Here is a 17589-nt window from a genome sequence, read left to right on the forward strand (position 1 = left end):
CATCCGGCGGCTCGGACGCGCCCGACGTCAGCTCGGTAGCGCGTAGCGCCCGTCGTCGAGCGGGTCGACGAGCCCGTCCGCGACCAGCCCGTCGAGAGCCCGTTCGCGTTGCACGGCGTCGGCCCAGACGACGTCGAGCAGGGGCTTCTCGACCGGGCCCTCGGAGTGCCGCAGCACAGCGAGCAGCCGGCCCCGGCACTGCCGGTCGGTGCCCGCGTACGCCTGGCCGCGTCTCGGCGGCCCGTCGTAGGCGGGACGCCCGGCCAGCCGCCAGGCGCAACCGGCCGACACGGGGCAGGCGCCGCAGCGCGGGGTTCGGGCGGTGCACACCAGCGCGCCGAGTTCCATGACCGCGACCGACCAGCGGGCCGCGACCGGAGGGTCGAGCGGCAGCAGCGACTGGGCGAGCCGTACCTCGGCCACCGTCTGCGTCTTGGGCGGGTACTCCTCGCCGCTGATCAGCCGGGCGAGCACCCGGCGCACGTTGGTGTCGAGCACGGCGTGCCGCTGCCCGTACGCGAAGCTCGCCACCGCCGCCGCGGTGTACGACCCGATGCCGGGCAGGGCGCGGAGCGCGTCATAGGAGTCCGGTACGCGGCCCTCGTGCTCGCTCACGATGGCCACAGCACTCGCGTGCAGCCGCAGGGCCCGACGGGGGTAGCCGAGCCGCCCCCACGCCCGTACGGCCTCGCCCGAGGGCTCTGCGGCCAGCCCGGCCGGCGTCGGCCAGCGCTCCAGCCACTCGGTCCACACGGGCAGGACCCGGCTCACGGGTGTCTGCTGCAGCATGATCTCGCTGACCAGGACGCCCCAGGGCGTGGCCTCGGCCCGGCGCCAGGGCAGATCGCGGGCGTTGTCGGTGTACCAGCCCAGGATCGGGCCGGTGTGATGGGACGAGCGCATAACAGGTCTGATACTTCCACGGCGGGTCGCCACCATAAGACAAGATCCGCGAAGCATACTGTCCGCATGGAATTGGGTACTGAACGTAGTTCCCATGAGGAATCCGCCGAAGCGTATTGGCGGCGGAGGGCCATCGCGCTCACCGGCGTCCTCGCGACCGTCGGGTTAGTGGCATGGGGATGCTCCGGTGGCGGTGACGCCGGGAAAGAGCGATCGATCCACAACGCCGCGGGGCTCAGCACTCCGAGCCCGGTGAGCACCATGTCGGTACCGGTGGCGACGCCGACGATCACGGTCACCGCCACCGCCAAGGTGACCATGCGGCCTTCGGTCCAGGCCCGGGCCGGTGACGCCTGTGCGCCCGAGGACGTGGTCATCAACCTCGACTCCAAGGCGGACGCCTATCGCGGCAAGGCGCGACCGCAGTTCCTCGTCAGCGTGGTCAACACGGGCAAGCGGCCCTGCACCTTCGGCGTGGGGCCGAAGGAGCTGGAACTGCGCGTCACCTCCGGACCCGACCGAATCTGGTCCTCGGCGCACTGCGCGCGGGGCGACGGCTCGTCGATCCGGCTGCTCAAGCGGGGCATCCCGTACGCCGCCACGGTCACCTGGGACCGCAAGCGGTCGACCAACGGTTGCGACGGCAGCCGGTCCCTCGCCCGGCCCGGCACGTATGTGGTCGCGGTCAAACCCGACCACCAGCGGCCCAGGCGCGAGGTCTTCCGCCTGAGCCCCTGACGCCACGTCCGGTCACGGCATCCGTGACCGGCGTTCGCGGCTAGACGTAGCGTTCCAGGATCGAGGATTCGGCGAGGCGCGACAGGCCCTCGCGGACGCTGCGGGCACGGGTCTCGCCGACCCCGCCTACGGCCTGGAGGTCGTCGATGCTGGCGGCGAGCAGCTTCTGCAGCCCGCCGAAGTGCTCGACCAGCCCTTCGACGACGAGCCCGGGCAGCCTCGGCACCTTGGCGAGCAGCCGGTAGCCCTTGGGGCTCACCGGCACGTCCAGCGCGTCGGTGCCGGGGAACCCGAGCACGTCGGCGACCGTGGAGAGATCGAGCAGCTCGGTCGCCGACAGCTCGTCGAGGGCGCGGAGCACCTCGGCGACACTGCCGTCGCGGACCTTGCCGGGGAAGTAGTCGCGGACGATCAGCGCACGATCGCCCTCGACGCCCGAGACGAGCTCGTCGAGCTGCAGGGACAGCAGCCGGCCGTCGGTGCCGAGCTCGACGACATAGCCCTCGATCTCGTCGGCGATGCGCCGCACCATCTCGAGCCGCTGCACGACTGCGCTGGAGTCGCGTACCGTCACGAGATCCTCGATCTCGAGAGCGGACAGCGTGCCGGACACCTCGTCGAGCCGCAGCTTGTAGCGCTCGAGCGTCGCGAGGGCCTGGTTGGCCTTGGACAGGATGGTCGCCGAGTCCTCGAGGACGTAGCGGGTGCCGCCGAGGTAGAGCGCGATGATCCGCATCGACTGGCTGACCGAGATCACCGGGTAGCCGGTCTGCTTGGCGACCCGCTCGGCCGTGCGGTGCCGGGTGCCGGACTCCTCGGTCGGAATGGCGGGATCGGGCACGAGGTGCACCGCCGCCCGTACGACGCGGGCGTGCCTGCCGTCGAGGACGATCGCGCCGTCCATCTTGGCGAGCTCGCGCAGCCTGGTGGCGGAGAACTCGACGTCGAGCTCGAACCCGCCGCTGCAGAGCTCCTCGACCGTCTTGTCGTAGCCCAAAACGATCAATCCGCCGGTGTGTCCCCGTAGGATGCGCTCAAGGCCGTCGCGGAGGGCAGTGCCCGGCGCCACCGCGGCCAGTGTGGCGCGGCGTCGCTCGTCTTGACCCTTTTCATGTATTGGCACGTGACCCCCGCAGGTCGCTGGACGGCGCTCAGTTTACCGACGAGGGCCGTTGGTCGGCTCCTCCGCAGGTCGCAAGAGCGAGTCGGGCAGGTTCATACCCTGGTGTGACTCGCGTCAGGACGCTGTAAAGGCGACGCGGAGGGCCTGCTCCAGGCTGTCGACCTCCATGACGGTCATGCCCTCGAAGCTGACCGCCGGAGCGCCGCCGCCGAGGCTCACCACCCGTCCCGGTTCGCCGCGTTCGGGCTGGGTCGCCTGTTTCAGCGGCGTCGTGGCGGCCAGCTCCAGTGATCCGCGGGGCACCACGGCGCACTTGAAGCCGAGCCGGCTCGCCTCGCCGAGCCGCCGCCGGACCCCTGGGACGGCCCGGACCTCACCGGCCAGCCCCACCTCGCCGAGTGCGATGACGCTGGGCGACAGCGTCTGCTCGGTCTTGGAGCCCGCGACGGCGAGGGCGACCGCCAGGTCGACCGATGTCTCGGTCAGCCGGACGCCGCCCACCGTGGACGCGTAGACGTCCTGCTCGTGCATGGCCATCTTGCACCGCCGCGCCAGCACGGCCAGGACCATGGCGACCCGCGCGGACTCGAGGCCGGACGTGGCCCGGCGCGGGGCGGGCAGGAAGGACTGGGCCACCAACGCCTGTACCTCGGCCACGAGCGGCCGGCGGCCTTCGAGCGTGACCGTCACGCACGTGCCCGGCACCGGCTCATCGCGCCGGGACAGGAAGAGCCCGCTGGGGTCGGCGAGCCCGACGATGCCCATCTCGGACAGGTCGAAGCAGCCGAGCTCGTCGGTGGGGCCGTACCGGTTCTTCACCGCGCGGATCATGCGCAGCCGGCTGTGCCGGTCGCCCTCGAAGTAGAGGACGACGTCGACGAGGTGCTCGAGCAGCCGGGGACCGGCGATCGCGCCGTCCTTGGTGACATGGCCCACCAGGACCGTCGTGATGCCCCGCTCCTTGGCCACCCGGATCAGGTTGGCGGTGACCTCGCGGATCTGGGTGACCCCGCCCGGCGCTCCGTCGACCTCGGCGGCTCCGATCGTCTGGATCGAGTCGACGATCAGGAGTTTGGGCTCCACCGCCTCGACCTGGCCCAGCACCGACGCCAGCTCGGTCTCGGCGGCGAGATAGAGCCGGTCGGTGACCGCACCGACCCGGTCGGCGCGCAGCCGGACCTGTTCGGCCGACTCTTCTCCGGTGATGTACAGCACCCGCTCGGGGCCGGCCGGGTCGCCCGTACGGGAGGAACTGAGCGCGGCGACCTCGAGCAGCAACGTGGACTTGCCGATGCCCGGCTCGCCGGCCAGGAGCACCACGGCGCCGGGGACCAGCCCCCCGCCGAGCACGCGGTCGAGCTCGTCCAGGCCGGTCGGCCGGGACTGCGCGGAGCCCACGTCGATCTCGCTGATCGGCCGGGCCGGCGCCGAGACGGCGGCCGCCGCTACCACTCTCGGCGGGGCCGCGGCCCCGGCCTCGCCCACCGTGCCCCACGCCTGGCACTCGCCGCAGCGGCCCACCCACTTGGAGGTCTGCCAGCCGCATTCGGAGCAGCGGTAGGTGGGCTTGGCCCTGGTCGTCTTCGCCATGCCGACGACACTAGGGCCCAGCACCGACATAACGGAGTACGGCGTCACCGCAGCAGGGATCGCGTTTCGGCGAGCAGATCGCACTGATGGCGCCAGTCGCCGCCGGAAATGCCCATGACGATGTGCCGTGCTCCTGCGTCGCGGTAGGCGGCCAGCCGTTCGGCCGCCTCGTGCGGATCTCCGGTGATCGGCAGGGACATGACCTCCTCGATCGGCCTGCCGTACGCCCCGCTGATGCCGGTGGCGATCTGCTCGCGGGTGGGCACGCCGGGCCGGGAACCGAGCGCTCCGGCGACCCCGGTCGCGATGACCGGGACGGGCCGCCCGTGTTCGGCGGCGAGCCCGGCGAGCCGTTCGGCCCCGGCGGCGATTTCGGCCGGCGGCACGAGTGACGGAAACCACGCGTCGCCCAGCCGGGCGGCTCGCCGGATCGCGACCGATGAGGCGTTGCCGACCCAGATCGGCGGCGGGGCCACCGCCGGCGCCAACTCGACCTCGGGCCGGCCCGGCTCGTCCGGAAGCCGCACCCGGTCGCCCGCCAGCAAGGCCGGCAGCAGCTCCAGCGCCGTCTCCGTGCGCGTGCCGCGCCGGTCGTACGGGACTCCCGCCGCCGCCCACTGCGCCGGCCCGCCGCCGGAGCCGACGCCGAGGATCAGCCTGCCGCCCGACACGTGCTGCAGGCTGGCGATCTGTTTGGCCGCCCAGACCAGGGGCCGGATCGCGGGGATGAACACACTGGCGCCGATACCGATCCGTTCGGTGGCCGCCGCCGCGGCGGCGAGCGCCACGGCACAGTCCAGCGACGGCGTCCCGGTGGCGAGGTGGTCACCGTGCCACACGCCGTCCAGGCCCGCGTCCTCGGCGTGCCGTGCGGCGGTCGGCAAGTCCAGTCCCTGTGCCCGCTGCATGCCGATGGAGGGCAGGATCACACCGATCTCCATCACGGCACCAGCACGACCTTTCCGACGGTGGCCCGGGTCTCCAGCGTCGTGTGCGCCGCCGCAGCGTCTTTCAAGGGGAAGGTCTGTACGGCGGGCACGAGGCGACCGGCCGCGGCTTCGGCCAGCGACCTCTCCTCCAGGCCGCGCAGCCCACCGGGGATCCTCAGGATCCGCGGGCCCAGGGCGACCGAGGCCGACAAACCGCGCTCGAACAGGTCGGCGGAGGTGAACCGGGTGGGTTCGCCCGCGGACCAGCCGAACAGGACGAGCCGGCCACCGGCGCCCAGCAGGTCGAACGTGGCCCGCCCCGGCTCGCCTCCGACGCCGTCCAGCGCCACCGTCACCTCACGCCCGTCCAGCGCCTCTCGGACGGCGCCGGTCCAGTCCGGCGCTGTGTAATCGACCGCGACCGTCGCGCCCACCGCCCGTACCCGCTCGGCCTTCGCCGCCCCGCCGGCCACGCCGACGACGGTCGCGCCGACGTTCCGCGCGGCCTGCACCAGCAGGGTGCCGATCCCGCCGGCCGCCGCGGTCACCAACACCACATCGTCGGCAGCCGGCCGTGCGACGTCGAGGATCCCCATCGTCATCCGGCCGGTCCCGATCATCGCGACCGCGACACCGTGGTCCAGATGCTCGGGGAGCGCATGCAGGGCCGTGACATCGGCCACCGCGAGCTCGGCATAGCCCCCACCGGCCATGCCGAGATGGGCCACCACCCGCCTGCCGAGCCAGGCCGGGTCGACGCCGTCGCCGAGCTCGTCGACCACGCCCGCCACCTCCCGGCCCGGCGTCATCGGCAGTTCCGGCCGTTGGAAGGGCCCGCTGACGACTCCGGCACGGAGCGCCGTGTCGGCCAGATGGACTCCGGAGGCCCGGACGGCGATCCGCACTTGACCCGCCGCCGGGCGCGGGTCCGGAACCTCCGTGAAGAGTAGGTTCTCGGCTGGACCGAACTCGTACTGCCGTACCGCGTGCACAGTCGCCCTCCTCGCTCGACGCGAATACTCTGCCGCCGAGCGTGCAACCTGAAGCAGGCTTGAGGTCAACTCGCGAGATGCGTCAGAGCCGGAGGGTCCGCGCGGTCAGCGCAGCGCGCTGCCCTTCTTCCACTGGGCGAACGAGAGCTGCCAGTAGCTCCAGCCGTTGTCCCACTCGACCTCACGGTCACTGCCGGTCAGATTGATCACATCTCCGCGCTGCATGATCGAGTAGAACCAGCGCGCGTTCGCCGGGCTGACGTTGAGGCAGCCGTGGCTCACGTTGGCCGATCCCTGGGAGCCGACCGACCAGGGGGCCGAGTGCACGTACTCGCCGCTGTTGGAGAACCGCACGGCGTGGTCCACCACCGTCTTGTAGTAGCCGGGATCGCCCTTCTTGCGGCCGGGCGAGATCATCGTGACGGGGTTGCCCTTCTCCATCAGCAGGTGGACACCGCTGGTGGTGGTGAACTCCCGCGTCTGTCCGTTGCCCGCGCTGAACGGGATGGTGCGCAGCTTCCTGCCGTCGCGGGTCACCGTCATCTGATGCCTGCCGATGCCGCCGGTGGTGATCTGAGCGGCGCCGATCTCGATGGTGTGCCGGGTGTCCTTCATCCCGTAGACCCCGTCGGCGCCCTGCAGGCCGGCCAACCGGGCGGTGAACCGGACGTTCTGATGGGCCGGCCAGTAGGTCTTGGTGCGGTAGACGACCTGGTCGGAGCCGATCCAGCGCCAAGCCCCCTCGACGGGCTTGTCGGCCTTCACGTCCAAGGCTCGCTCGACCGCGGCCTTCTTGGTGACCGGCCCGGTGAACCGCACCATGATCGGCATTCCGACGCCGACCGTCTCGCCCTTCAGCCCGGGGGTGATGTCGGCGATGCCGAACGTCCTGGCCGGCCTCAGCGTGGTGAAGGTGCTCGTCGCCGTCATGGCCTTGCCGTCGGCGTTCTTGACCTGTGCGGTGACCGTGTACGAGGTGCCGGGGGTCAAGGTGCGGCCGGAGTGCCACTGCGTGCCGCCCGCGCTCGTCTCACCGGTGATCGCGACACCGTCGCCGCGCACCGTGACGTTCTGCAGGGTGCCGCCTGACACTTTCACCTCGATCGGCGCGTCCGGCGCGGCCCGCCCGGCACCGTTCGCCGGCGTGATGGTGACGACCGCAGCCTTGCTGGCGCTCAGCACCCCAGCGCCCCCGCCGCAACCCGCGGTGAGCGCGGTCAGCGCCACGGCACCGCCGGTCGCCACGAGCCGAACCCGAACCTTTGCGCTCACAGTTCCTTCACATCCCCGAGATCACGAACGATCCAGTCGTCAATGGGAGACGGTCGAAACTACGAAAAAGTTCGAAGAATTACTGCGTGGGCTAGGTCCGGGCGTCGGACTCGAGCCTCTTGCGGGCCCGCTCGATCAGGTCGCCGAGAAGGTCGGACACGGCATCCGGCCGTTCGAGCATGACCATGTGCCCCGCGACGGGGATGATCTCGAGTCGGGCCGACGGGACGCGGCCGGCGATGGTGCGGCTGTGGTTCACCGGCGTCAGCAGGTCGTTCTCCCCGGCGATGACCAGCGTCTCGCTCTCGTTCAGGGCCTCGCAGGTGCCGATGGTCGCGGTGCCGGTCATGGCCAGGTACAGGTCGATCAACGCGTCCATCCGGGTGTCGGCCATCATCTGCTCGCTGAACGCGACCGCGCTGGGGCTCGCGTTCGGGCCGAAGGCGATGCGGTCCTCGATGACGAGCGCTCCGGCCCGGCCGAGGCGCCGGACCCGTTCGAGCGCCGTGGCCCCGGCTCCGGCGGCGCGCAGCACCCGCGGCATCATCACCCGGGACGTCCTCGCCAGCGCGGCGGGGAGCCCCAGGGTGATCTCGCCGAGCCCGCCCGATGAGGTGCACACGAGCCCGGTGCCGATGATCCGGTGGCCGAAGACCTCGGGATTCCGGTCGGCGTAGCGCATGATCGTCATGCCGCCCATGGAGTGCCCGATGAGCACGATGGGCATGTCGGCGGGCACGGTCTGCTCGATCACCGCCGCCAGGTCGGAGGCGAGCTGGTCGAGCCCGTTGCCGGCCCGGTGGCCGCCGCCGGAGCGTCCGTGGCCGCGCTGGTCCCAGAACACCAGCCGGCCGAGGCCGCTCAGGGCCCTGCGCTGGAAGTGCCAGGCGTCCTGGCTCAGCGTCCAGCCGTGGCTGAACACCACCGCGACGTCGCCGCCCTCGGCATCGTCGATCTCGGCGTGCAGCCGGGTGCCGTCCGTGGCCCGCACCGCCACCGGCCGGCCGCGCAGCGTGCCGAACGGCTCGCCCGCGTGCCGGTCCGGCCGGCTCTTGATGCGGCGTACGGCGCGGCGCTGGGCGGCGGCGCCGGCTCCGGCGGCACCCGTGCCGATCAGGGCGGTGGCGAGCATGCTGTGGCGTCGGCTCATGGCGACCTCCGGAGTGGGCGGCCGGCTCCGATGGCCGCTTTTGTACGGGGCGTCCAGTAAGGATCGGCACTCAGTATGACTTACCAGTCAGTAGTGTCGCCACCAGAGATTCACGGCGTAGTCGACCTCCACGCCGTCGTGCTCGGCGAGGAACTCCTCCACCAGCTCGGCGGGGAACTCGATGCGCAGCACCGCCGCGAGGTCCTCCCGCCGCTGGAACGCCCAGCGGATCGTCAGGGCCCTGCGGGAGAACCCCTGCCGGGCCCAGAACCGCTCCACCGCCTCCGGGTCGTACGACGGCAGCCAGCGGCGGAACCAGCCGCCGAACGTCGACCGGGTGGCGTCATTGTCGATCACGAACACGGTGCCGCCGCGGCGCGTGACCCGCGCGAGCTCGGCGAGGCCGGGCTCACAGCCCGGCCCGAAGAAGTACGCCCACCGCACGTGCGTGACGTCGATCGAGGAGTCGGGCAGCGGCAACGCCTGCGCGACCCCGGTCCGTACCGACACGTTCATGAGGTTCGCCACTCTGTGGCGGGCGGCCGCCGCCAGCCCGGCGTGCGGCTCGATACCGACGACCCGCGACGCCGTACGGGCGAAGCCGGCCAGGTGAAAGCCGGTGCCGCAGCCGAGGTCGAGCACGGTCGCCGCGTCCCAGGGCCGGATCTCCCGCATCGCCGCCTCGAGCACCCCGTCGGGGTCGGCGGCGCGGTTCTCCAGCTCATAGACCTGGGGAGAATTCCAGATGTTCGGGCTCGGAACTGCACCGGATACGATCGTGGCCACGGCGCAGAGCGTAGTCAGCCGCGTCGGCAATGGTGAGGATCACGCGCGCCGGGGGATCAGATCCCGGAAGATAGCGCATAGGCTTTCGGTTGCGTGGCGATGCGCAACGGGGCGAGCCCCGAGCGGAGCACGACCACCGACCGCCGAGCGAAAACCAGCGAGGGAGTCTTGGCACCGGAGCGCAATGGCACGATCCCGGCCGGGGTCAGGGTCCCGGATGCGCCGATCACGCTCTCGACCGCGTCAGTGTATCCAGAGAAGGCGCCCAGCGCGTTCGAGATCGCCGCGCTGCTCGGATACGACGGCGTCGAGATCATGGTCGCCACCGACCCCGTGTCACAGGACCTCAACGTCCTGCGCCGGCTGTCCGACTACCACGAGATGCCGATCCTCTCCATCCACGCGCCCTGCCTCCTGCTCACCCAGCGGGTGTGGGGCCGCGAACCCTGGGGCAAGCTGCAGCGGTCCAAGGAGGTCGCCGAGGAGGTCGGCGCCAAGGTCGTCGTCGTGCATCCGCCGTTCCGCTGGCAGCGGGAGTACGCCCGAGAGTTCGTCGAGGGCCTCGCCCGCATGCAGGAGGAGACCAACGTCGTCTTCGCCGTCGAGAACATGTTCCCCGTGCGGGCGCGCGGCACCGAGGTGGGGATGTACTCCCCGAACTGGAACCCCGTCGACCTGGACTTCCCGAGCGTCACGCTGGACCTCTCCCACACCGCGGTCTCGGGTTCCGACCCGCTCCAGATGGCGGCGGACCTCGGTGACCGGCTCCAGCACGTTCACCTCGCCGACGGCGTCGGCGTTCCCAACCGCGACGAGCATTTGGTGCCCGGCCGGGGCAACCAGCCGTGCGGCGCGATGCTGGAGAAGCTCGCCGACGACGGCTACGGCGGGCACATCGTGCTCGAGGTCAACACCCGCCGCGCCGCCGACCGGGCGGAACGCGTCGAGGACCTGGCCGAGGCGCTCGCCTTCGCCCGGCTCCACCTCGCCGCCGCGAGCCGTACCTGGGAGGTCACGCCCGGGGGCGAGGTGTCGCGTAGAGGCGGCGGCTGATGGTGGCCCAGTCCGGCCGAAAGCCTGGACGCCGGCCAGGGCCCAACGAGACCCGCGAGGCCATCCTGGCGGCCGCACGGGAGCTCTTCGCCGAGAAGGGCTATGACGGCGCCTCGATCCGCGCCATCGCCCGCGGCGCCGACGTCAACCCGGCCCTGGTGCACCACTTCTTCGGCACCAAGGAGAACGTGTTCATCGAGGCGATGCGGCTGCCGTTCAACCCCGCGGAACTGCTTCCCCTCATCCTCGAGACCCCGAACGACCGGCTCGGCGAGACGCTGATCCGGGTCTTCCTCGGCATCTGGAGCGATCCCGAACGCCGCGCGCCCCTGGTCGCGCTGCTGCGCTCGGCCATGACCAACGAGCAGGCCGCGACGATGATGCGGCAGTTCGTGTCGACGGCGCTGCTCGGCCGGGCCGCCGAACTGCGAGGCATCCCGCTGCTGAAGATCGACGCGGCCATCGGCCAGATGATCGGCGTGATGCTCCTGCGGTACGTGATCGAGGTGGAGCCGATCGCCTCCGCCTCCGAGGAGGAGCTGATCGAGCTCCTGGCCCCGACGCTGCAGCGCTACCTGTGCTGACCGGGCTCGATGACCGCGCCTCGGCGCGGCGGCTCGCGGGCGTTTGACGCGGCGCCTTCCCTCCTCGCTCCGTCTTGACGGGGGTCATGGCCGAGCTTAAATTAAACGAATGATTAGTTCAGCGGTTAAGACCGTGGACCTGCGCGTGGACCGGGGTGGGCGCGAGGTGCTGCACGGGCTCACGTTCGAGGTGCCCCGCGGCGAGATCGTGGGGCTGCTCGGGCCCAGCGGATGTGGCAAGACCACCCTGATCCGGGCCGTGGTCGGCGTGCAGATAGTGAAGAGCGGCGACGTCACCGTGCTCGGCCTGCCCGCGGGTGGCGCGGACCTGCGGCGGCTCGTCGGCTACGCCACGCAGACGCCGGCCGTGTACTCGGACCTGACCGTCCTGGAGAACCTCCGATACTTCGGCTCGGTTCTCGGCGCGCCCCGCGACGACGCCGATCGCGTCATCGAGGAGGTGGGCCTCGCGAAGGAGCGCGACCAGGTCGTGGCCACGCTCTCGGGCGGGCAGCTGTCCCGGGCCAGCCTGGCCGCCGCGCTCCTCGGCACACCGGAGCTGCTCGTGCTCGACGAGCCGACGGTGGGGCTCGACCCCGTGCTGCGGCAGGAACTGTGGGAACTGTTCCACGAGCTCGCCGACCGCGGCGTCACCTTGATGATCTCCAGCCACGTCATGGACGAGGCGGCCAGATGCGGGCGGCTGCTGCTCATGCGCGAGGGCGTGATCCTCGCCGACGACACCCCGGGTGCGCTGCGCGCCCACACCGGAACCGACGATCTCGAAGAGGCATTCCTGCGCCTCATCGCGGAGCGCGAGGAGGCACGCGCATGAAGCTCTCGATCACGCTGGCCACGAGCCGGCGAATCCTCGCCCAGCTGCGCCACGACCACCGCACGGTAGGGCTGCTCATCGGCGTCCCCACCCTGCTCATGATCCTTCTGCGTTACGTGATCGACAATCCGGACGCCTTCGACCGCTGGGCCCCGATGCTGCTCGGGGTGTTCCCGTTCATCGTGATGTTCATCGTCACCTCGGTGGGCACGCTGCGCGAGCGTACGGGCGGCACGCTCGAGCGGTTGATGACCACCCCGCTCGGCAAGCTGGACCTGCTGCTCGGCTACGCGCTCGCCTTCGGGCTGCTCGCGCTCGTGCAGGTCGGCGTGGTGACCGCTGTCTCGGTGACCTGGCTGGGTCTCGATCTGGCCGGGTCGATATGGAGCCTCGTGCTCGTCGCGGTGCTCGACGCCCTGCTCGGCATGGCCCTCGGCCTGTTCGCCAGCGCGTTCGCGCGCACGGAGTTCCAGGCGGTGCAGTTCATGCCCGCCTTCGTGCTGCCGCAGGCCCTGCTGTGCGGGCTGGTCGTGCCCCGCGAGCAGATGGCGAGCTGGCTGGAGTGGATCTCGGCCGTGCTGCCGTTGTCGTACGCGGTCGAGGCGATGCTGGAACTCAGCCGCGGCGACGAATTCACGAGCACCCTCGCGCGGGACCTGGCGGTCATCATCGGGTGTGTGATCGTCTCGCTCATGCTCGGCGCGGCCACGCTCCGCCGCCGCACCGCCTGACGGGTGCCGATCATGATGTCACCAGGATGATGCCCTGGACGCCCTGATCCCGGGCGGCTGGAGGCGGCCTGCCGGGAGCGTCTCGGCGGGCTGTACCGGAGTCGGACAAAGATCGGACAGACGGAGGTCTTACCCTCTAATCCGGCATGTACTGGGCAACCGCGTCGCGGATTAGCCTTGAGAGGCGCGAGACGACGTGGTCTCGCCGGAGAGGGGGAACGTTGCTCCGACAGGTGCTCTTGGCGGCGTCGCGCAGGGACGGCGTACGCAGGCTCGCCGAGACGGCTCCGTACACGAGGAGCGTCGTGCGGCGGTTCATCGCCGGAACGGCGGTCGACGACGCATTGCGTGTCACCGAGGAGCTCGCGGCAAGCGGGCTGCTCGTGACCCTGGATCACCTGGGGGAGGACACTCTCGATCCCGGCCAGGCCGAGAGGATCGTCACCGGCTACGTGACCCTGCTGGAGCGGCTCGGCTCGGCCGGCCTCGGGCAGAGGGCCGAGGTCTCGGTCAAGCTCACCGCTCTCGGCCAGGTGCTCGACGGCGGCGAGCGGCTCGCGCTGAAGAACGCGCAGCGGATCTGCCACGCCGCTCGCGCGGTCGGCACCACGGTGACGCTCGACATGGAGGACCACACGACCGTCGATTCGACGCTGCGGATCCTGGAGGACCTGCGGGCCGACTTCCCCGACACCGGCGCGGTGATCCAGTCGTACCTGCGCCGCGCGGAGGAGTACTGCGCCGATCTGGCCTACGAGGGGTCGCGGGTGCGGCTCTGCAAGGGGGCCTACAACGCCCCCGAGTCCGTGGCCTTCGCCGACCGGCGTGAGATCGACAAGTCGTACGTCCGCTGCATGAAGGTCCTGATGGCCGGCAGGGGACTCCCGATGCTGGCCACCCACGATCCGCGGCTCATCGAGATCGCGGGGGCGCTGGCCGTGCTCAACGAGCGGTCGCCGGAGGACTTCGAGTACCAGATGCTCTACGGCATCCGGACGCAGGAGCAGCAGCGGCTCGCCGGGCTGGGCGCCCAGGTACGGGTCTACGTGCCCTACGGCGACGAGTGGTACGGCTACATGATGCGCCGGCTGGCGGAACGGCCGGCCAACCTGATGTTCTTCCTGCGGTCCCTGGCCGGCGACTCGTAGGGCCGATGGGGCCGGGTGGGCCGGGTGCCGTCCCGGCGCTGGAAACGCCGTCCTGAAGCCTCGGTAGGCTTGCTCAGGTGATTGCGATTCTCGGCGCCGGCAAGATGGGCGAGGCACTGCTGTCCGGCGTTCTCCGAGCCGGCCGCCGCCCGGCCCAGCTCGCCGTGACCGTCCGCCGGGCGGACCGCGGCGCGCTGCTGCGTGAGCGGTACGGCGTCACGGTGCTGTCCAACGCCGAAGCGGCCAAGACCGCCGACACCCTCGTCATCGCGGTGAAGCCCCAGGACATGGCGTCACTCCTCGAGGAGCTGAACCCGCACGTCCCGGCCGGCCGGCTGGTGATCTCCATGGCGGCGGGCATCCCGACCGCCTTCATCGAGGCACGCCTGCCCGACGGCGTGCCGGTCGTGCGCGTCATGTCGAACACGCCGGTGCACGTCGACGAGGCGATGAGCGTGGTGTCGGCCGGTTCGCACGCCGACGAGGCGCATCTCGCGCTGACCGAGGAGCTCCTGTCGCCGGTCGGCAAGGTGCTGCGCATCCCAGAGTCGCTGCAGGACGGCGCGACGGCCCTGTCGGGCAGCGGCCCGGCCTACTTCTACTACCTCGTCGAGGCGATGGTCGACGCCGGCATCCTGCTCGGCATGCCGCGCGCCGCCGCCCTGGAGATGGTCGTCCAGTCCGCGGTCGGCGCCGCCGTGATGCTGCGCGACTCCGGCGAGCACCCCGTGCTGCTGCGGGAGGCGGTCACCTCACCTGGCGGCACCACCATCGCGGCGATCCGCGAGCTGGAGCGTCATGGCGTACGGGCCGCCGTGCTGGAGGCGATCGAAGCCGCCAGGAACCGGGGCCGGGAGCTCGCCGAAGGATGAGGTCTCCGGCATGCTCTTCGATTCGACCGGATTTGATTGAACCGAACACCGGTCCGTGACCGATTAACAAGTATGGGAATCCTCCTCCGCGTTCTCGTCGCCGCCGGTCTCGCGGTCGACGCCTACATCCACTGGGACTTCGCAGCCGACCTGCCCTCCGGCAAGGACGGCAACATCGGCGCGGACGTCCTGTTCCAAACGCAGGCCGTGGTCGCGATCGCCGCGGGCCTGCTGGTCCTGTTCTGGGCGCGCCGCTGGACGTACGCCGTCGCCTTCCTCGTCGCCGCGAGCGCCGTCGGCGCCCTGCTGCTCTACTACACCGTCGACGTCGGGTCGATCGGCCCGCTGCCGGAGATGTACGAGCCGGTCTGGTACGGGGAGAAGACCATCAGCGTCGTCGGTGAGGGCATCGCGGCGGTCGCCGCGCTGGTGGGCTTCTTCACCGTCTCTCGCCGGTCCGAGGGACGGCGCGTGGAGGAAGTCCCCGCCCGCTGGTAGCACGGCGTCGTCTCCCCACGCCGCCGCCGTCCTCCCACGCCGCCGTTTCGCCACGCTCGGACGGGGCGCGTGTTTAGCATGGCCGCGTGAGTATGCGGCGCTTCACCCCATTGGCGGTGGTCGGTGTGCTTATCGCCGGCCTGATCAGTGCGTGCTCGGGTGACGACGAGACCGCCGGAATCCGCCTTGCCGCTGTGAGTCGCGCCGACGTGGCCGAGGTGGTCGAGGCTCCGGCGACGGTCACCGCGCGGGCGACCGCCACGCTCCGGTCCCCGGCCGAGGGCACGGTCCGGCGGCTGCGGGTCGCCGACGGTGACGAGGTGCGCAAGGGCGAGGTGCTGGCCCGCATCGCGTCCCCGGCCGCCGAGGAGCAGTTGCGGCAGGCGCGCGAAGCGGATCGCGGTGTGTCCGGTGGCGGTGCCGTCCCGGCCGGGGTCGAACTGGGGTCCTTCCAGCGGCGGACCGACCGTACGGCCAGGAGCGGCTTCACCGCCGCGCGGCGCGTCGCGATGAAGATCCCGGACACCCGGCAGCGGGCCCTCGTGCTCGCCCAGATCACCAAGGCCCAGGCCGACTACGCGACGGCCGCCGCCGCCGCGCACAACGCGCTCGTACAGCTCGATTCGGGGCTCGGCAGCGTGCGGCAGGCCATGGCGTCGATCGCGGCGGCACAACAGGTGCAGACGCGCGCGGCGGTGCGGGCGGCGGAGCGCGTCGCCGCCGGTCTCACCATCAAGGCGCCCTTCGCCGGGGTGGCGAGCCTCGGCGGACCGGCGGGAGGCGCCGGTGACCTGTCCGGGCTGCTGGGCGGGCTGCCGCCGCAGGCGCAGGCCCAGGCCGGGGGAGCGGTGCCCTCCCTGACGGGCGGCGGCGGCGCGGCCAAGGATGCCGCCTCGGTCGCGGAAGGGGCCCCGATCGCCTCGGGCGACGCGGTCGTCACCGTCACCGACGTGTCCAGGCTCGGCCTGTCCGCCGAGGTCGACGAGACCGACGTGCTCGACGTCAAGCGGGGAACGCCTGCGACCGTCGAGTTCGACGCCGTGCAGGGCGCCACCTACCGGGCCGAGGTCACCGGCGTCGGCGTCACGCCGAAGGAGTCCACCGGCGGCGGCGTGACGTACCGGGTCACGCTCTCGCTGCGGCGGGGCACGACGGCCGACGGCACCGCCGCGCCCTGGCCGAAACCGGGGATGAGCGCCGTGGTCGACCTGCGGGTGCGCGAGGTCGGCTCGGCGGTCTCGGTGCCGTCGTCCGCGATCGTGACCAGCGGCCGGGACTCCACCGTGTGGGTGGTCTCCGGCGGCCGGGCGCAGCGGCGCGTCGTCCGGCTCGGGGCGCAGGGCGACACGACGGTGCAGGTGGTCTCGGGCGTGACCGAGGGCGAGCGCGTCGTCGTACGCGGCGTCAACGCCGTCAAGCAGGGCCAGGAACTCCACTGATGGCCGGCACCACTCCGGCCCCCGACCCCGCGCGCCCCGAGCCGCAGAGCCGCCGAGCGGGGCAGAGCGAGCCGCCGAGCGGAGCGAGGCAGATCGACCGCGAGCGGGCCGATGGTGGCTGGACTGAGGAGCGCGCGGAGCGAGGAACGAGCGAGCACGCGACGAGGGAAGCCGCCATCTTCGAGGCCCGCGAGCCGCCGAGCGGAGCGAGGCAGACCAACACAGCAATAGACGCAGAGGACGTCACGCGCACGTACCGGATGGACGGGGTGGCGGTCTCGGCGCTGCGCGGCGTGAGCCTCCGGATCGGGCGGGGCGAGTTCGCTGCGATCCTCGGGCCCTCGGGCTCGGGGAAGTCCACGCTCATGCACCTGCTCGGCTGTCTCGACCGCCCGACGACGGGCGTGCTGCGGGTCGGTGGCCGGGAGGTGTCGAAGCTGTCCGACACCGAGCTCGCCGAGCTGCGCAACAACACGATCGGGTTCGTGTTCCAGTCGTTCCATCTGCTGGCGCGTACGAGCGCACGCGAGAACGTGGGCCTGCCGCTGGTCTACCAGGGCGTGCCGCGCAAGGAGCGGCGGGCGAGGGCCACCGAGGCACTGGCGGCGGTGGGGCTGTCGCACCGGCTGGACCATCGGCCCAGCCAGCTGTCCGGCGGTGAGCAGCAGCGGGTGGCCATCGCCCGCGCGCTGGTCGGCGAACCGCAGGTCGTGCTCGCCGACGAGCCCACCGGCAACCTCGACACCAGGACGGGCAACGAGGTGATGGAACTGCTGGAACGGCTGAACGCCGAACACGGGGTGGCCGTGGTCCTCGTCACCCATGAGCCGGACATCGCCGACCGGGCGGCCCGGCAGATCCATATTCGCGACGGCCTCATCGAACGCGACACCGGAGCGCTCACGGGACGTGACACCGGAGAGGGCACGTGAGGGCCGCCGAGGGG

General features: G+C 71.6%; 18 protein-coding genes. 10 read left to right on the top strand and 8 right to left on the bottom strand.

The annotated features are described in order from the left end of the window. Window positions 1-27: 27 nt before the first annotated feature. The gene (locus HKK74_RS26305; protein ID WP_187246040.1) at window positions 28-903 is read right to left on the bottom strand and encodes an iron-sulfur binding domain-containing protein; all 876 of its coding nucleotides are present in this window, start codon (window positions 901-903) and stop codon (window positions 28-30) included. A 66-nt stretch (window positions 904-969) separates the two neighbouring features. On the opposite strand from HKK74_RS26305, the gene HKK74_RS26310 reads away from it, so the two are divergent. Further along, window positions 970-1641, top strand: a complete 672-nt coding sequence (locus tag HKK74_RS26310; RefSeq protein ID WP_246492004.1) for a hypothetical protein — start codon at window positions 970-972, stop codon at window positions 1639-1641. 40 nt (window positions 1642-1681) lie between these two features. On the opposite strand, the gene disA is transcribed toward HKK74_RS26310, so the two are convergent. From disA to HKK74_RS26345, 7 genes are all read right to left on the bottom strand, one after another. After that, window positions 1682-2764 carry a DNA integrity scanning diadenylate cyclase DisA gene (gene disA / locus HKK74_RS26315; RefSeq protein ID WP_312881776.1) on the bottom strand — a complete coding sequence of 361 codons (1083 nt, stop codon included), beginning with the start codon at window positions 2762-2764 and terminating at the stop codon, window positions 1682-1684. A 114-nt stretch (window positions 2765-2878) separates the two neighbouring features. Then, window positions 2879-4354, bottom strand: coding sequence for a DNA repair protein RadA (gene radA, locus HKK74_RS26320; RefSeq protein ID WP_187246041.1), 1476 nt, complete (start codon window positions 4352-4354; stop codon window positions 2879-2881). Window positions 4355-4398: 44 nt separating this feature from the next. Further along, window positions 4399-5295 carry an LLM class flavin-dependent oxidoreductase gene (locus HKK74_RS26325; protein WP_187246042.1) on the bottom strand — a complete coding sequence of 299 codons (897 nt, stop codon included), beginning with the start codon at window positions 5293-5295 and terminating at the stop codon, window positions 4399-4401. Then, window positions 5295-6275 (bottom strand): zinc-binding dehydrogenase, encoded by a 981-nt coding sequence (locus HKK74_RS26330; RefSeq protein ID WP_187246043.1) that lies wholly within the window; start codon window positions 6273-6275, stop codon window positions 5295-5297. The genes HKK74_RS26325 and HKK74_RS26330 overlap by 1 nt, the downstream gene beginning before the upstream one ends. 105 nt (window positions 6276-6380) lie before the next feature. Further along, complete coding sequence (locus HKK74_RS26335) at window positions 6381-7547, bottom strand: L,D-transpeptidase (protein WP_187246044.1); 1167 nt, start codon at window positions 7545-7547, stop codon at window positions 6381-6383. A gap of 91 nt (window positions 7548-7638) precedes the next feature. Then, window positions 7639-8697 (bottom strand): alpha/beta fold hydrolase, encoded by a 1059-nt coding sequence (locus HKK74_RS26340; protein WP_187246045.1) that lies wholly within the window; start codon window positions 8695-8697, stop codon window positions 7639-7641. An 87-nt stretch (window positions 8698-8784) separates the two neighbouring features. Continuing rightward, a complete protein-coding gene (locus HKK74_RS26345; protein ID WP_187246046.1) occupies window positions 8785-9483 on the bottom strand; it encodes a class I SAM-dependent methyltransferase in 699 nt (232 codons plus the stop codon). A gap of 93 nt (window positions 9484-9576) precedes the next feature. Between HKK74_RS26345 and HKK74_RS26350 the strand changes: the two genes are divergently transcribed. The 9 genes from HKK74_RS26350 (at window position 9577) to HKK74_RS26390 (ending at window position 17575) form a co-directional block, all read left to right on the top strand. Continuing rightward, window positions 9577-10536, top strand: coding sequence for a sugar phosphate isomerase/epimerase family protein (locus HKK74_RS26350; protein WP_312881777.1), 960 nt, complete (start codon window positions 9577-9579; stop codon window positions 10534-10536). Then, on the top strand, window positions 10536-11120 hold the full coding sequence (locus HKK74_RS26355) for a TetR/AcrR family transcriptional regulator (protein ID WP_222722758.1): 585 nt from the start codon (window positions 10536-10538) through the stop codon (window positions 11118-11120). Before HKK74_RS26350 ends, HKK74_RS26355 begins: the two co-directional genes overlap by 1 nt. A gap of 109 nt (window positions 11121-11229) precedes the next feature. Further along, entirely contained in the window at window positions 11230-11955 is a 726-nt protein-coding gene (locus HKK74_RS26360; RefSeq protein WP_187246047.1) for an ABC transporter ATP-binding protein, read from the top strand. Further along, window positions 11952-12686 carry an ABC transporter permease gene (locus HKK74_RS26365; protein ID WP_187246048.1) on the top strand — a complete coding sequence of 245 codons (735 nt, stop codon included), beginning with the start codon at window positions 11952-11954 and terminating at the stop codon, window positions 12684-12686. The genes HKK74_RS26360 and HKK74_RS26365 overlap by 4 nt, the downstream gene beginning before the upstream one ends. Window positions 12687-12907: 221 nt before the next feature. Continuing rightward, complete coding sequence (locus tag HKK74_RS26370; RefSeq protein ID WP_187246049.1) at window positions 12908-13834, top strand: proline dehydrogenase family protein; 927 nt, start codon at window positions 12908-12910, stop codon at window positions 13832-13834. A gap of 77 nt (window positions 13835-13911) precedes the next feature. Further along, window positions 13912-14706 (top strand): pyrroline-5-carboxylate reductase, encoded by a 795-nt coding sequence (gene proC / locus HKK74_RS26375; RefSeq protein WP_187246050.1) that lies wholly within the window; start codon window positions 13912-13914, stop codon window positions 14704-14706. Window positions 14707-14778: 72 nt separating this feature from the next. Continuing rightward, window positions 14779-15204 (top strand): hypothetical protein, encoded by a 426-nt coding sequence (locus HKK74_RS26380; protein WP_187246051.1) that lies wholly within the window; start codon window positions 14779-14781, stop codon window positions 15202-15204. Window positions 15205-15296: 92 nt separating this feature from the next. Then, window positions 15297-16643: an efflux RND transporter periplasmic adaptor subunit gene (locus HKK74_RS26385; RefSeq protein WP_246492011.1), complete on the top strand. Its 1347-nt coding sequence runs from the start codon at window positions 15297-15299 to the stop codon at window positions 16641-16643. Next, on the top strand, window positions 16643-17575 hold the full coding sequence (locus HKK74_RS26390; protein WP_246492005.1) for an ABC transporter ATP-binding protein: 933 nt from the start codon (window positions 16643-16645) through the stop codon (window positions 17573-17575). The genes HKK74_RS26385 and HKK74_RS26390 overlap by 1 nt, the downstream gene beginning before the upstream one ends. Window positions 17576-17589 lie beyond the last annotated feature (14 nt).

The organism is Actinomadura alba (genome assembly GCF_014323705.1).
Classification (GTDB): Bacteria; Actinomycetota; Actinomycetes; order Streptosporangiales; family Streptosporangiaceae; genus Actinomadura_C; species Actinomadura_C alba.

What these genes read in the sequence shown, in the direction of transcription:
- HKK74_RS26305 (WP_187246040.1), bottom strand. Translation starts at nt 903, where the DNA reads ATGCGCTCGTCCCATCACACCGGCCCGATCCTGGGCTGGTACACCGAC.
- HKK74_RS26310 (WP_246492004.1), top strand. Translation starts at nt 970, where the DNA reads ATGGAATTGGGTACTGAACGTAGTTCCCATGAGGAATCCGCCGAAGCG.
- radA (WP_187246041.1), bottom strand. Translation starts at nt 4,354, where the DNA reads ATGGCGAAGACGACCAGGGCCAAGCCCACCTACCGCTGCTCCGAATGC.
- HKK74_RS26325 (WP_187246042.1), bottom strand. Translation starts at nt 5,295, where the DNA reads ATGGAGATCGGTGTGATCCTGCCCTCCATCGGCATGCAGCGGGCACAG.
- HKK74_RS26340 (WP_187246045.1), bottom strand. Translation starts at nt 8,697, where the DNA reads ATGAGCCGACGCCACAGCATGCTCGCCACCGCCCTGATCGGCACGGGT.
- HKK74_RS26355 (WP_222722758.1), top strand. Translation starts at nt 10,536, where the DNA reads ATGGTGGCCCAGTCCGGCCGAAAGCCTGGACGCCGGCCAGGGCCCAAC.
- HKK74_RS26360 (WP_187246047.1), top strand. Translation starts at nt 11,230, where the DNA reads ATGATTAGTTCAGCGGTTAAGACCGTGGACCTGCGCGTGGACCGGGGT.
- HKK74_RS26365 (WP_187246048.1), top strand. Translation starts at nt 11,952, where the DNA reads ATGAAGCTCTCGATCACGCTGGCCACGAGCCGGCGAATCCTCGCCCAG.
- HKK74_RS26380 (WP_187246051.1), top strand. Translation starts at nt 14,779, where the DNA reads ATGGGAATCCTCCTCCGCGTTCTCGTCGCCGCCGGTCTCGCGGTCGAC.
- HKK74_RS26385 (WP_246492011.1), top strand. Translation starts at nt 15,297, where the DNA reads ATGCGGCGCTTCACCCCATTGGCGGTGGTCGGTGTGCTTATCGCCGGC.
- HKK74_RS26390 (WP_246492005.1), top strand. Translation starts at nt 16,643, where the DNA reads ATGGCCGGCACCACTCCGGCCCCCGACCCCGCGCGCCCCGAGCCGCAG.